Origin of the sequence: Alteromonas sp. CNT1-28 (assembly GCF_022348345.1) — a bacterium.
Lineage (GTDB): Bacteria > Pseudomonadota > Gammaproteobacteria > Enterobacterales > Alteromonadaceae > Alteromonas > Alteromonas macleodii.
Genome location: NZ_JAKREZ010000042.1, coordinates 1 through 13614, shown reverse-complemented (window position 1 = coordinate 13614; position 13614 = coordinate 1). Strand labels below are relative to the sequence as shown.

General features: G+C 45.2%; 15 protein-coding genes. 9 read left to right on the top strand and 6 right to left on the bottom strand.

The annotated features are described in order from the left end of the window. Window positions 1-10: 10 nt before the first annotated feature. The 4 genes from trkA to def all read right to left on the bottom strand — a co-directional run bounded on the left by trkA (window position 11) and on the right by def (window position 4245). The gene (gene trkA / locus MHN02_RS19170; protein WP_014947726.1) at window positions 11-1390 is read right to left on the bottom strand and encodes a Trk system potassium transporter TrkA; all 1380 of its coding nucleotides are present in this window, start codon (window positions 1388-1390) and stop codon (window positions 11-13) included. 64 nt (window positions 1391-1454) lie between these two features. Further along, on the bottom strand, window positions 1455-2774 hold the full coding sequence (gene rsmB, locus MHN02_RS19165) for a 16S rRNA (cytosine(967)-C(5))-methyltransferase RsmB (RefSeq protein ID WP_239247729.1): 1320 nt from the start codon (window positions 2772-2774) through the stop codon (window positions 1455-1457). Window positions 2775-2776: 2 nt separating this feature from the next. Next, window positions 2777-3727 (bottom strand): methionyl-tRNA formyltransferase, encoded by a 951-nt coding sequence (gene fmt / locus MHN02_RS19160; protein WP_239247728.1) that lies wholly within the window; start codon window positions 3725-3727, stop codon window positions 2777-2779. Between the two features lie 8 nt (window positions 3728-3735). Beyond that, window positions 3736-4245, bottom strand: a complete 510-nt coding sequence (gene def, locus MHN02_RS19155; RefSeq protein WP_014947729.1) for a peptide deformylase — start codon at window positions 4243-4245, stop codon at window positions 3736-3738. Window positions 4246-4461: 216 nt separating this feature from the next. On the opposite strand from def, the gene MHN02_RS19150 reads away from it, so the two are divergent. From MHN02_RS19150 to MHN02_RS19120, 7 genes are all read left to right on the top strand, one after another. Further along, a complete protein-coding gene (locus tag MHN02_RS19150; protein WP_014947730.1) occupies window positions 4462-5535 on the top strand; it encodes a LysM domain-containing protein in 1074 nt (357 codons plus the stop codon). A gap of 39 nt (window positions 5536-5574) precedes the next feature. Continuing rightward, the gene (gene dprA, locus MHN02_RS19145; RefSeq protein WP_014975255.1) at window positions 5575-6684 is read left to right on the top strand and encodes a DNA-processing protein DprA; all 1110 of its coding nucleotides are present in this window, start codon (window positions 5575-5577) and stop codon (window positions 6682-6684) included. A 1-nt stretch (window position 6685) separates the two neighbouring features. Next, window positions 6686-7162 (top strand): DUF494 family protein, encoded by a 477-nt coding sequence (locus MHN02_RS19140; protein WP_014947732.1) that lies wholly within the window; start codon window positions 6686-6688, stop codon window positions 7160-7162. 85 nt (window positions 7163-7247) lie between these two features. Further along, entirely contained in the window at window positions 7248-7790 is a 543-nt protein-coding gene (locus tag MHN02_RS19135) for a type I DNA topoisomerase (RefSeq protein WP_014975256.1), read from the top strand. A gap of 45 nt (window positions 7791-7835) precedes the next feature. Beyond that, window positions 7836-8441, top strand: a complete 606-nt coding sequence (locus MHN02_RS19130) for a Sua5/YciO/YrdC/YwlC family protein (RefSeq protein WP_156085688.1) — start codon at window positions 7836-7838, stop codon at window positions 8439-8441. Beyond that, window positions 8438-9370, top strand: a complete 933-nt coding sequence (gene hemF / locus MHN02_RS19125; protein WP_075177132.1) for an oxygen-dependent coproporphyrinogen oxidase — start codon at window positions 8438-8440, stop codon at window positions 9368-9370. Before MHN02_RS19130 ends, hemF begins: the two co-directional genes overlap by 4 nt. A 234-nt stretch (window positions 9371-9604) precedes the next feature. Continuing rightward, window positions 9605-10285 carry an OmpW family outer membrane protein gene (locus MHN02_RS19120; protein ID WP_014947736.1) on the top strand — a complete coding sequence of 227 codons (681 nt, stop codon included), beginning with the start codon at window positions 9605-9607 and terminating at the stop codon, window positions 10283-10285. Between the two features lie 124 nt (window positions 10286-10409). Here MHN02_RS19120 and MHN02_RS19115 read toward each other — a convergent pair whose 3' ends face one another. Further along, the gene (locus MHN02_RS19115) at window positions 10410-10841 is read right to left on the bottom strand and encodes a group II truncated hemoglobin (RefSeq protein WP_239247727.1); all 432 of its coding nucleotides are present in this window, start codon (window positions 10839-10841) and stop codon (window positions 10410-10412) included. Between MHN02_RS19115 and aroE the strand changes: the two genes are divergently transcribed. Next, window positions 10840-11679 carry a shikimate dehydrogenase gene (gene aroE, locus MHN02_RS19110; RefSeq protein ID WP_239247726.1) on the top strand — a complete coding sequence of 280 codons (840 nt, stop codon included), beginning with the start codon at window positions 10840-10842 and terminating at the stop codon, window positions 11677-11679. The genes MHN02_RS19115 and aroE overlap by 2 nt on opposite strands. Here aroE and MHN02_RS19105 read toward each other — a convergent pair. Next, on the bottom strand, window positions 11676-12218 hold the full coding sequence (locus MHN02_RS19105) for a gamma carbonic anhydrase family protein (RefSeq protein ID WP_014947739.1): 543 nt from the start codon (window positions 12216-12218) through the stop codon (window positions 11676-11678). The genes aroE and MHN02_RS19105 overlap by 4 nt on opposite strands. Before the next feature lie 344 nt (window positions 12219-12562). On the opposite strand from MHN02_RS19105, the gene MHN02_RS19100 reads away from it, so the two are divergent. Beyond that, window positions 12563-13474 carry a UDP-N-acetylglucosamine 2-epimerase gene (locus MHN02_RS19100; protein WP_156079081.1) on the top strand — a complete coding sequence of 304 codons (912 nt, stop codon included), beginning with the start codon at window positions 12563-12565 and terminating at the stop codon, window positions 13472-13474. Window positions 13475-13614: the final 140 nt, after the last annotated feature.

The following is a 13614-nucleotide window of genomic DNA, read 5'->3' as shown; positions in this document are numbered from 1 at the left end:
TGCAAAAGCGCTAGCCAAAGAAAAATGCGCTGGGTTGGAACAGCTTTTCCACGTCGTTGATGTACTTCTTATCAACCAAGAACAAAATTACATGGTCGTTTGCTTCAATCTTGGTATCGCTGTGAGCGATAATCACCTGATCGTCTCGAACAATAGCCCCAATTGTAGTACCTGGCGGTAGTTTAATATCGCCTATTTGTTTGCCAACCACCTTAGAGGTATTTTCATCACCGTGCGCTATCGCTTCAATAGCCTCGGCAGCACCTCGTCGTAATGAGTACACGTTTACAATGTCACCTCGACGTACGTGAGTCAGTAGCGCCGAGATAGTGGCTTGTTGAGGTGAAAACGCGATATCTATCTCACCGCCTTGCACCAAGTCCACATAAGCACTTCGCTGGATAAGCACCATGGCTTTTTGTGCACCCATACGCTTTGCCAGCATGGCCGACATGATATTCGCTTCATCGTCGTTGGTAACGGCTATAAAAGCGTCAACTTGCTCGATGTTTTCTTCACTTAGCAATTCAGGGTCAGACGCGTCACCGCTAAATACAATGGTTTTATCTAAGTTCGCAGATAAATATTTGGCCCTTTCTGGGCTGTATTCAATAAGCTTAACGTTATGATTGTGCTCTAACTTTTTCGCTAGGCCTGCACCAATCAAGCCACCACCGGCTATCATAATTCGTTTGTAGCTTGATTCGAGCTTTTGAAGCTCACTCATTACTGCGCGAATGTGCTTGGTAGCGGCAATAAAGAACACTTCATCATCGGCCTCAATAACCGTGGTACCTAACGGGCGAATAGGGCGGCCGCGTCGGTAAATGGCAGCAACCCGAGTTTCAACGTTAGGCATGTGGTCTTTAAGCGCAGATAACGCGTGGCCTACCAGTAAGCCACCGTAATAGGCTTTAACCGCAACAAGGCTGGCTTTGCCTTCAGCAAACTCAACCACCTGAAGTGCACCCGGGTAGTCGATAAGACGTTTGATGGCCTTAGTTACCAACTGCTCAGGAGCGATAATGTGGTCAACGGGAATGTCTTGCTGCTTATATAGCTGCTCTTGGTAAATGATGTACTGTTCAGAGCGTACGCGAGCGATTTTAGTGGGGGTTTTAAATAGGCTGTAGGCCACCTGACAGGCCAACATATTGCTTTCATCACTATTGGTTACGGCAATCAGCATATCTGCATCTTCCGCACCGGCCTTACGCAACACGTCAGGGTGTGATCCCACGCCTGTTACTACTTGTAAATCAAGACGGTCTTGAAGTGCGCGTAATATAGTGGGGTCAGAGTCAATAACCGTTATTTCGTTATTCTCACCCACTAAGTTTTCAGCAAGTGTTCCGCCTACTTGGCCGGCCCCTAAAATGATGATCTTCATCGTTATTATTTTGCCTTCATATTCGTGCAAGTCTTAACTGAGTGACGTTGCACAACTATTGAACTCAGTCTACTGACTTTACCAGCCTCGCATAATAGAAACCATCCATTTGTTGCTCTCCTGGCGTTATCTGGCGCCCGGGTTTATCAACGGTTTCTGTTTTCACTATGGGCGATAACGAGGCATCTGGAGTGTCGGCGAGAAACTGCTGTATTTGCGCGATGTTCTCTTTTGGCAAAATAGAACATGTCGCATAAAGCAGCGTGCCGCCTGGCTTTAATAGACCCCACAATGTTTCTAATATGCGCCGTTGAAGCTGTGCTAAATTGTCGATGTCATTGGCTTTTCGAAGCCAGCGAATATCTGGGTGACGTCGAATCACGCCGGTAGCAGAGCAGGGGGCATCCAGTAATATTCTGTCGAAGGGCTTTCCGTCCCACCAGGTATCAGGATTAGCTGCATCACCTTGCTTGATATCGACAGTGTGCTTAAGGCGAGTCATGTTTTCTTCTACCCGTTTTAGGCGTGTAGCATCAGCATCAAGCGCTAATACGTACTGTGTATCAGGTGCAGACTCAACAATGTGCCCTGTTTTTCCGCCTGGTGCGGCGCAACAGTCTAGAATGCGTTCGTTCGCTTGAGGCTCTAGGTAATGCGCAGCTAATTGCGCTGCCCCATCTTGTACCGCAAAGTGACCTTTTTCAAAACCAGGCAGGGCAGTAATGTCTTCTCGCTTAGTCAGAATTACGGCATCAGCATGGTCTGCGCTAAGGGTATATTCAACCCCTGCTTTATTTAACGCCTGAGTAAATGCTGCCAACGATGTTTGCAACTTATTTACACGAAGCCAAATGGGGGCCATGGCATTCGTTTCGTTACGAACCTGCTCGGCGTCGTCACCATAGGCGTTCTCTATTGCCTTAAACAACCACTTTGGCAAGCCGCTGTTTATGATTGCGTCGTCTACAGGTTTGTCTGCAAGGTTCTCTCGCTGAAAATTACGCAGTACCGCATTAACTAACCCTTTTAACCCTGCGGCATTTAAATAAGATGCTGCGGCGACGGTTTCGCCAACGGCTGCGTGGTTGCTAACGCGGGAAAAATTAAGCTGGTACAAACCAAGAAGAATAAGATGTTCTATGACTTTCTTGTTGCCTTTTAGAGGCCTATCTAACAAAGAGCGCAGCCAGTGCTGTAAAAGGGGAAGGCGACGCATTACCCCTAGTGACATCTCTTGAATCCATGCGTTATCTTTGGCGTTGTGTCTGCGCTGAACGCGTTCTAAGCACTCACGCGATGACTTGCCTTGCTCTAAAATTTGATAGATGACCCACGCACAATCTGCACGCAGGTTTTTTTGTTTGGGAAGGGGTAATGGTTTCACGTTTAGTCCGCTTGTGTCAGACAACGGCCCACTTCAAACCACGTTTGGCGAGCATTGATAACGTCTGACGCTGGAAGCGCCTTTTTGCCAGGAATTTGAAGAGATGTAATGCAAAGCGCATCGCGCCCCGTAGCGATAGTAATGCCCTCTTTATTAGCACTGATTACCGTACCTGGCGTGGCACCTTTACTTAAAGGAACAACGCTGGCAGACCATACTTTAACGTTCTGATCTTCGACCTGCATCCACGCTACAGGCCAAGGATTGAAGGCGCGGATATTTCGCTCTATTTGCTCAGCATCATCTGCCCAATTGATAAGGGCTTCTTCTTTTGATAGCTTTTTCGCGTAGGTCGCTTGAGAGTCGTCTTGTTTGGTGGGCGTGTAACGATCAAACTCATTAACGACCTCAACCAACGCTTGTGGTCCTAGCTCTGCTAGCTTTTCATATAAGGTGGCGCTGGTATCTTCAGAGGTAATAGGTAATGTTGCTATGTGAAGCATGTCACCCGTATCTAAACCTTCGTCCATTTGCATTATGGTTACGCCGGTCTCAGCGTCACCCGCCCAGATTGAACGCTGTATTGGTGCCGCGCCTCGCCACTTGGGCAGAATAGAGCCGTGCACGTTAATGCACCCTAGCTTAGGTGCATTTAACACCGCGGTAGGCAGTATCAGTCCGTAAGCAACAACTACCATTAAATCGGCATTGAGCGAGGCTAATTCTTCCTGAGCGTCTTGAGCTTTAAGCGACTGAGGCTGGTAAACTGGAATGGCGTTTTCTTCTGCTAATACTTTAACCGGACTGGCGGTAAGCTTTTTACCTCGCCCTGCGGGTCTATCAGGCTGAGTGTAAACAGCAATGACTTCGTGCTCGCTCTCGAGTAACGCTGATAGATGTTTAGCTGCAAAATCCGGAGTACCGGCAAAAATCACTTTCAATGGAGTTGTCACGTTATTCCTTAGGCTTTTGCAGCAAGACGCGCTTCTTTCTCAAGCTTTTTACGAATACGTTGGCGCTTAAGCGGTGAAAGGTAATCAATAAACAATTTGCCTTTTAGATGATCCAGCTCGTGCTGAATACAAATCGCTAACAAACCTTCTGCATCCAACTCAAAGCTTTCGCCATTCTGATCTAGCGCTTTTACGGTAATTGATTCGGCGCGCTCAACTTTCGCGTAATTACCCGGCACTGATAAACAGCCTTCTTCGCTAATCGTGGAGCCATCTTTACGAATGATTTCAGGGTTAATAAATACGCGTGGCTCGTTTTGATCTTCCGATACGTCCATTACAACAACTTGAACGTGGCGGTTAACTTGCGTTGCAGCAAGGCCAATACCGTTCTCGTCTTTCATGGTTTCGAACATGTCCGATACCAATTGTTTAATTTCGTCGTTAACCTCTTCAACCGGCTTAGCTACCGTGCGAAGACGTTCATCAGGAAAACTTAATACGTCTAAAATTGCCATTTCTCGCTTACTTCACCTTTTCGCTGTATAAATTCATATACGATCTAATTGCCAGCACACTTTACAGTGCTTATTAAGTTACTATTCTAACGTATATCGGGCTGTTTCGTGCAGTTTTTTACCGAAACCCTATTAGAATACCTAGTTATGCCGATATAGTGCTATTGTCTGAAAAATCAACAATGAGTGACAGTGAATAATTTGCAGGTGGTTAATTTGAAAAAGCGATTGATTTACGCGCGTCGTGCAGCATTGTTTATCTTAGGTGTACTGCTTTCTTTGCCTACCTTTGCGCTGCAGCTAAAAGAGAGCGCGCCAGAAACCTACACAGTAAAGCGTGGGGACACGCTATGGGCAATCGCTAACGTTTTTCTCAATGAGCCTTGGCTCTGGCCTGAATTATGGCGAACCAACACCCAAATCGACAATCCACACCTTATTTACCCGGGCGATGTTATCGTCGTTGGGTATGTTGATGGGCAGCCTGTATTAAGTGTAAAGCGCGACAAGCCTTCCTATAAGCTTTCTCCGGCTACCGATAAGCGAGTAAAACCGAAGCCTGTTGATGTGTTGTCGTGGACAACTATCTCTCCATTCATTAGACAACATATGCTGCTAGACGAGGAAAGCTATGCTTCGCTACCTAAATTGCTGGGTAATCAGGATGGAAACGTAAGGTTTGCGTCTGATGATTTTGTGTTAAGCCAGCAACAATTCAGTACCGACGATCAGTACAGAGTAGTAAGAAAGCACGCTACGATTAGAAATCTTGATGGGGAAATCCTTGGTATTCAAGTTACCCATGTTTCAACAGCTTCACTAGTGGAAAAAGATGAAGGTAGCAACACGATGTTGCTTTTCATCGACGATGCGAACCAAGAAGCTAAGCGCGGTGATAAGTTAATGGCGGGTGGATTTGAACATCCTGAAGGCTTTGAACTTGTTCCGGCTACTTCGCAGCGAGGCGCAATAGTTGGAGATTTGCATGATCACGATTTACTTGGCAAATACGACGTTGTCATTCTTGATTTAGGCAGTATGGAAGTAGCGCCAGGTACGGTCCTGGGGCTTTACTCACAAGGTCCAGCCATTATTGACGAAGAAAGTCCACGCTATGTAGATGAACCCGGCGCTAACACTGGTGGTGAGTGGTTTATCGATACAGTATCGCAACCCGCGCTTAAAGTAGGTGAAGTTGTTGTGTTTAAAACATTTGATGCGGCAAGTTACGGATTAATTACGCGAGCGAATAAGGGGATAAAGCGCGGCTTCATTGTCGCCAAGCCTTAAACGTTGCATGGTTCATTGTCGCTCGCATTAGGAGCGATAATGGCACCACAATCTTCTCAGTTAGACAGCGAAACATTAGCATGGATAGCGCTGGCTTCCGCTCAGCGTGTTTCACCTAAACTATGGCTACAGGCTCTCGAAAAATATCAACTTTCTACTGTCGATCTAGGCAGCAACACGTCTTCGCTGCCTAACGAGGTTAAACAACTCACCAACAACATTTCACCGCCTCTTATTGATGCAGCAATAAACTGGCTGCAAGCGAGCGACAATAGACACATCGTGCCGTTGTCATCGCCTCACTATCCAGAATTACTTAAGCAATTGGATAGTCCGCCCCTCGCGCTATTTGCCACGGGAAACAAAGCGCTATTTCAAAAACCACAGATTGCTATAGTGGGAAGCAGAAGGGCCAGCCTTCAGGGTAAGCGTACCGCAACCGACATTGCTTATGGGTTATCTAGTAGCGGAGTTGTAGTGACGAGCGGCCTTGCCATGGGCATTGATAGCGCCGCACACCAAGGCGCCCTGTCTGGTAGCACCGGAACCATTGCGGTAATGGGTACGGGACCTGAAAAGGTATATCCGGCTAAAAATAGTAAGCTCTATGAAGCTATCAACAATGACGGAGGTGTCACCGTTACAGAGTTTTTTCCGGGGCAGGGACCTAAGCCTTGGCATTTTCCAAGGCGAAATCGAATTATCGCAGCGTTATCCCTTGGAACCTTAGTGGTAGAGGCAAAAATTAAGAGTGGCACCTTGATAACTGCGAATTTGGCCGCAGATATGGGGCGAGAAGTATTCGCTGTGCCAGGCAATATCGCTAACGCTTACGCTGAAGGTTGCCACTGGTTAATCCAACAGGGCGCCAAATTAGTAACAAATATAAGCGATATTCTAGATGAAGTTGGCGTTCAGCCTGAACAACTAGGCTTGAATGTTGACGAGCAAAACGAAAAAAGTACAGCGAATAGCTTGGCAACCGATAAATTATTAGCTAGTGTGGATTATGACATCACCGCTATTGATGTCATAGCCCAGCGCAATGCCATATCTGTATCGCAAGCAATGGCATCATTATTAGAATATGAGTTGCGTGGTTTAGTGGCCGCTGTCCCTGGTGGTTACGTTAAATTGAGGGGAAAATAATATGTTCGATATCCTCATGTATCTGTTTGAAAACTTCATTCACAGTGAAACGGAAATTCGTGTTGACCAAGACGAGTTAACGGAAGAGCTTGTGCGCGCAGGATTTCATCACGATGAGATTTATAAAGCCCTCGCATGGTTAGAAAAGTTAGCGGCACTGCAAGAGACGGACATCAAACCGTACTTTTGCAAAGGTATTAGCACTAGCTTAAGCCGTATTTACACGCATGAAGAACAAATGCGTTTAGATGTGGAATGTCGCGGTTTTCTTATGTTCTTAGAACAGGTTAATGTGTTGGATGCCTCCACACGCGAAATGGTTATAGATCGCGTTATGGAAATCGATTCCAATGAATTTTGCTTGGAAGACCTGAAGTGGGTTGTGCTAATGGTACTATTCAACGTACCTGGCAAAGAGAAAGCCTACGCACAAATGGAAGATCTTTTGTTCGAAGAGCCAGATGGTGTTCTGCATTAATGCAGTTGTAGTCACTGGTATTTGAATCTTTACTTAAAAATGCGCTGTGAAATTACAGCGCGTTTAAGGCCTTAACGTCCAATACATGTCTAAAATAGACCATTCACTCTTTTCAGCGCACGAGCATGCTCTCGATGATAATTTCGGAGATTGCCCCGAGTGCGGTAAACCTCTTCATATAAAGAACAGTAAATCCGGCCCTTTTATCGGGTGTACGGGCTATCCGGAATGTAGCTTTAGTAAGCCACTTCACGATAAACAAACCACCATACTGAAAACCTTAGACGGTGTAGCCTGCCCTGAATGCGCATCCGACTTAGCCATAAAGAAAGGGCGGTTTGGCATGTTTATCGGCTGTACCAATTTTCCTTCATGCCATCACATAGAGCCCATTAAAGAAAAAGAAGATACTTTGGTGGATTGTCCAAAGTGTAAGAAAGGGCATCTAATCTCGCGTACTAACAAATACGGCAAACAGTTTTTTGCGTGCAACCATTATCCACAATGTCGATATGTGCTAAATTTCACGCCGGTTAATGAAAGCTGCCCAGACTGCGGTTGGGGAGTATTGATAGACAAAAAGGGGCAGTTACAGTGTCCTCAGCCTAGTTGTGGCTTTAAAAAGTAATTATACGAACAACTATACGAAGAACTATACGTAGAGATTAAAACCATGTCTGATATCCAAAATGGGAACGTAAACACGTTTACCCCCGTTGAGGCTAACTCACCTGAAGTAGACCCTGTTGTTGCCGCATTCCAAGCTGGCAGTTTAATCGTTTATCCAACCGAAGCGGTGATGGGCATCGGATGTGACCCCGACAATGAAGCCGCTGTAAATGCGCTGTTAGAGATAAAACAGCGACCGGTAGAAAAGGGCGTGATCTTGATTGCTGCAAACTACAGTCAGCTACTGCCTTATGTTAACGATAACGCCATTCGCCCTGACAGACGCACCGATATTTTTTCGAGCTGGCCAGGCCCTAATACTTGGCTATTACCTAAGTCGTCATCTGCGCCAGTTTGGTTAACCGGCAAGCACAGTAAAATAGCGGTGCGCGTAACTAGTCACCCTGTAGTAGTGGAATTGTGCAACAAGTTAGGTAAACCGTTAGTTTCTACAAGCGCTAACCTGACCGGCCAACCGCCAGCCACCACCACTGAAGAAGCAAAAGCCGTATTCGCTGATTCCGTTTTCTATGTCGAAGGGGAAGTAGGCGGTGCAACTAAACCCAGTACCATTCGCGATGGTGACACAGCAGAGGTAATAAGAGCATGACATCAGCAGAATTACTGGACGGTAAAAATGCCGCTGAAGTAATAGAACAAGTAAAAAGCTATTTACTAGGGCTGCAAGACACCATTTGCCAAACCCTTGAACTTGCCGATGGTAAGGGCCAGTTTGTTGAAGACAGCTGGCAGCGAGAAGAAGGTGGCGGTGGCCGTTCTCGAGTACTAAAAAATGGCGCGGTGATTGAACAAGGCGGCGTTAACTTTTCTCATGTGTTTGGCAGTCAAATGCCGGCTTCAGCAACGGCTAATCGGCCTGAGCTTGCGGGAAGAAACTTTCAAGCAATGGGTGTATCACTCGTTATTCATCCACATAACCCTTATATCCCAACGTCACATGCTAATGTTCGCTTTTTCATTGCAGAAAAAGAGGGTGAAGCACCTATCTGGTGGTTTGGCGGCGGCTTCGACTTGACGCCATTTTATCCGTTTAAAGATGACGTTGTACACTGGCATGATACCGCTAAAAAATTATGTAAGCCGTTTGGCGATGATGTCTACCCTAAGTATAAAAAGTGGTGCGACGACTACTTTTACTTAAAGCATCGCAATGAAACTCGCGGAGTGGGCGGTTTATTCTTCGACGACCTGAATGAATGGGGCTTTGAACAGTCATTTGCATTTATGCAGGCTGTTGGTAATGGCTTCATCGATGCTTACGTTCCTATTGTTGAGCGCCGTAAGCAAACCGATTTCGGCGAAAGAGAGCGTGATTTCCAACTTTATCGCCGGGGCCGCTACGTTGAGTTTAACCTTGTATTCGACCGAGGCACTTTATTTGGACTGCAAACCGGCGGGCGCACCGAATCTATCTTAATGTCGATGCCGCCGCTAGCGCGCTGGGAGTATTGTTATACACCTGCACCGGGTAGCGCCGAAGCCAAGCTGACAGACTGGTTAAAACCTACTGATTGGTGATTAATTATTAAATAAGGCTGCGCTTAAATCCTTAAGCGGACCGCCGATAGCAGCTTTCACCTTTAATGACTAAAAAACGCCGCATTAACGTTAATGCGGCGTTTTTTTTGATCTATATCAAGGTCGAATATCTTCAGTGTTTCAGTGAGTTATCAAGCTTGCGCTGGATCAATGTTTCTCATAACCACAGGCGTAAAGTAGCCCTATCTTAGTTAACCACAAATGAGACATATCATGCGCAAACACTTTTTATCTGCATCTGCACTTTGCCTTACTCTTGCTGCACTCTCACCTTTAGCTAGCGCTCACCAGCAGGGCGACTGGATTGTTCGTGGCGGTCTTACTACCGTTGCTCCTGACGAATCTACTTCTAACATCGTCGCGGGTGGAACTGATCTTGGCGTTGCCCTTAATATCGATAACGATACTCAGCTAGGTTTAAATGTAGCGTACTTTATTACTGACAACATTAATATTGAGCTGCTTGCCGCAACGCCGTTTAAGCACGACGTTAATTTTTCTGTTGCTGATCCGTTAGGGACGGGTAACCAGCTTGGTGAAGTCACGCATCTTCCTCCTACGCTTACCGCAAACTACTATTTTAATGATGCCAGCTCTGCGTTTCAGCCGTACATTGGTGCAGGTATCAACTATACCTTTATATTTGATGAAGAGTTTACAGGTGCGAATGAAACAGCTGGCTTAAGCGACCTTTCGCTTGATAATTCATTTGGCTTGTCAGCACAGGTGGGAATGGATTACCAAATTGATACCAAATGGCATGTTAATGCATCGGTTCGATTCATTGATATAGATACCGAAGCAACCTTCAAAGTGGGTGATGCTGCTGGAAAGGTAAGTGATATTGAAATAGATCCTTGGGTGTATACCTTATCGGTGGGTTACACATTCTAATTATTAGTCTCACGCCTTATTAACTATGAGGCTTTCACAATTGCACTACTTTATGCGCCATAAAGAGCGTAGACAGTAACAGGGGAGTTGCGCGTTAAAAGGTTAAGCCTTTCAACGCGCTTTTTTATTTCGTATTCACCATGTGATTGGCGAGCTGATCAAGTGCGTCTATTATCTGTTGAGCTAAGGCGATATCTTCAACCGTTTTAAACATGGCTTTTCGCATGCAATACATCCACTGAGCTTTTAACTCTGGTGTTACGGTATAAGGTAGGTGGCGTGCACGCAGACGCGGGTGGCCATACTGCTGTTGATAATCATCAGGACCACCAAGCCATAAACTTAAATAGAGAAAGAACACGTGGCGAATTCTGTCTAATGGCTGGGGGTGAATAGCTAGCAGTTCATTGGCTAGTGGATCGGTTTCCATTATGTCGTAAAACGTATTTGCTAATTCCCGTACTTTCTCCTCTCCACCTATACGTTCATATGGTGTACTCTGCGAAGCACGATTATCGCTTTTCTTCTTTATATTAAATAAGTCTCGTATTCCCATGAAAAAATTCGCTGTATTCGGAAATCCTATTGCACAGAGTTTATCACCAACTATCCATCAAATGTTTGCTGAACAAGTGGGAGAAAAGATTTCTTATGAAAAGATACTTGCGCCAGTAGATGGTTTTGTAGATGCCGCCAACGCGTTTTTAGCTCAGGAAGGCGCGGTAGGTTGTAACGTCACCATGCCTTTTAAGCTTGATGCATTCAATATGGCAAAGGTGGATGACCAAGCAGCCAAAGATGCACAAGCTGTTAATACGCTGATGAATGGTGACAGCGGTGAAATATGGGGATTCAACACTGATGGTGTAGGGCTGGTAAACGACTTGCTTAACAGCGGTGTGGAAATTAAGGGTAAGCGCGTGTTGCTTATTGGTGCCGGCGGTGCAGCCCGTGGCGTAATCTCCCCGTTAATAAAAGCAGGGGCCGTTTCTTTAACCATTGCAAATAGAACCAAAGCAAAAGCTGAGGAAGTAGTAAATGCTGCCTCTAACGCTAAAGTGCAGGTGGTCGCGCTTGAAGATATCGCAGATGTTGCGCCTCATATCATTATTAATTCAACAGCCGCTAGTTTAAGCAACGAATTGCCGTGCCGTTTAAATGATGCTGTTTTACAAAACTGTGAAGTGGTGTACGACATGGTTTATAAAAACTCACCCACGCGCTTTATGAGAGATGCGGCCGAACTTGGTGTTAAAACACAAATCGATGGGTTAGGGATGCTGGTTGAGCAAGCGGCTGAAGCTTTCTACATATGGACACAAAAGCGCCCCGATACTTCAGATATTGTAAAACGTGTCAGGGCTATCGTTGAGCAAGGTGAGAAGCGAAACTAGTTCGCTTCTTCAAGGTACTCATCTTTCAATACAACATAGTTAACGGCAGATTGTTTCAGGAATGCCATTTCGGCGTCGTTGAGCGGCCTTTTCTTTTGCATGGGGTTTCCCACGTAAAGAAATCCGCTTTCTAACCTTTTGTTCGGCGGTACTAATGTACCTGCACCAATAAACACATCGTCTTCAACAACAACACCATCCATTACAATAGCGCCCATGCCAACGAGAATTCGATTACCCAACTGGCAGCCGTGCAGCATACACTTATGCCCAACGGTAACGTCCTCACCAATAATAAGTGGGAAGCCGTTGGGGTTTTTCTCAGATTTACGGGTAACGTGTAAAACACTGCCATCTTGAATATTAGAACGGGCACCAATACGAATTTTGTTCACGTCGCCACGAGCTGCAACCAGCGGCCAAATACTCGCATCATCTTCTAAAACTACATCACCGACGATTCTTGCCGAGCCATCAACATAGACATTCTTTCCTAATGTAGGAGAAACACCTTTAAAACTATCAATCGATTTATGCATTACACACTCATATAAATTGCGCAGAAAGTGAATTACGCAAACTCTAACAGCAATGCCGATGAGTTGGTACTAGTAGGGTGGTTACAGAGCCTACCTGTAATGCTTTAAGCAACAGGTAACTATCTTGGGGTAGCAACACGCGAAGAGGAGGGTAGTAAATCACAAGGAGAAAAATGATAATGTAGCTTGCTAATAGAATTTATCGAGACGTTGTAATGCCCAAGCGCTATGTATTTTTCACTGCCCTTTCCTATGCGTATCCTATTTATAGACCACTACAAGAGGCCATTAGGGCTAGAGGTGACGAAGTAGCGTGGTTTTTGGAAGGAGAATGTCCCGATCTATTGAAGCCTGATGAAATTCGCCTTCATACTATTAATGATGTTATTGAATACAACCCCTTAGCCATATTTGCGTGTGGAAATATCATCTATCACTTTTTGCCAGGTATAAAGGTATCAGTATTTCACGGTTACCCGATTGGCAAGCGGGGGGAGAAGACTAGCGCTACAGATGATCACTTCTCTATTCGCGGGTGGTTTGATATGTACTGTACTCAGGGGCCAAGTAGCACAGAGTATTTTAAGCAGCTTGAAGCAAAGCATCAGTTTTTTAAAGTGTATCAAACAGGTTGGGCTAAAGTGGATGACTACTTTTCTTCATATAAGAAGGAAAACGATGTTCCCACTATTCTCTACGCCACCACTTTTTCTAAAGGCATTACCTCTGCTCCTGTACTTGTCGATACAATTAGTAGGTTAGTGAAAGAAAAGAAATGGAATTGGCGTTTAACATTCCATCCCAAACTCAACGATCAAGCACTATTAGATAGATATCGTGCGCTGGCAGATGAATATAGTAACGTTACGTTTGTCGATAATGTGCGTCTTGAAGACTTTCAGCAATCAGATGTCATGTTGTGTGACAGCAGCTCTATAATTTTAGAGTTTATGATGATGAACAAACCTGTTGTCACTTATCGCAATACAAACCCCGGACAACATTTACTTAATGTCACAGAAGTAAGCGAAGTAGAAAACGCCATTGAAACTGCATTAACGCGACCAGCATCATTAATGAAAGAGGTTAATGACTTTGCCCATTATCATGAAGCCTATAGAGATGGACATAATTGCGAACGTATTTTAGATGCAGTCGATGACTTTAATAGTAACTATAAAGGTAAGATAAAAGCTAAGCCGCTTAACCTTTGGCGCAAGTTCAGGTTAAGGAATAAGCTGAAATACTGGAAATAGTTGGTATTTTGAGCGTTCAAAACGAATATGACACTTTTTTTAAAATAAGTGTTGACGTGAGCGCTCATTTCCCTAAAATGCGCATCCGCTTCGGGGGAAAAGCAAAACAGCAAGCCTCCTGAAGTAAGTCTCTACTACCT

What these genes read in the sequence shown, in the direction of transcription:
- MHN02_RS19135 (WP_014975256.1), top strand. Translation starts at nt 7,248, where the DNA reads ATGTCTAAAATAGACCATTCACTCTTTTCAGCGCACGAGCATGCTCTC.
- MHN02_RS19130 (WP_156085688.1), top strand. Translation starts at nt 7,836, where the DNA reads ATGTCTGATATCCAAAATGGGAACGTAAACACGTTTACCCCCGTTGAG.
- trkA (WP_014947726.1), bottom strand. Translation starts at nt 1,390, where the DNA reads ATGAAGATCATCATTTTAGGGGCCGGCCAAGTAGGCGGAACACTTGCT.
- def (WP_014947729.1), bottom strand. Translation starts at nt 4,245, where the DNA reads ATGGCAATTTTAGACGTATTAAGTTTTCCTGATGAACGTCTTCGCACG.
- MHN02_RS19120 (WP_014947736.1), top strand. Translation starts at nt 9,605, where the DNA reads ATGCGCAAACACTTTTTATCTGCATCTGCACTTTGCCTTACTCTTGCT.
- MHN02_RS19105 (WP_014947739.1), bottom strand. Translation starts at nt 12,218, where the DNA reads ATGCATAAATCGATTGATAGTTTTAAAGGTGTTTCTCCTACATTAGGA.
- dprA (WP_014975255.1), top strand. Translation starts at nt 5,575, where the DNA reads ATGGCACCACAATCTTCTCAGTTAGACAGCGAAACATTAGCATGGATA.
- aroE (WP_239247726.1), top strand. Translation starts at nt 10,840, where the DNA reads ATGAAAAAATTCGCTGTATTCGGAAATCCTATTGCACAGAGTTTATCA.
- hemF (WP_075177132.1), top strand. Translation starts at nt 8,438, where the DNA reads ATGACATCAGCAGAATTACTGGACGGTAAAAATGCCGCTGAAGTAATA.
- MHN02_RS19140 (WP_014947732.1), top strand. Translation starts at nt 6,686, where the DNA reads ATGTTCGATATCCTCATGTATCTGTTTGAAAACTTCATTCACAGTGAA.
- MHN02_RS19115 (WP_239247727.1), bottom strand. Translation starts at nt 10,841, where the DNA reads ATGGGAATACGAGACTTATTTAATATAAAGAAGAAAAGCGATAATCGT.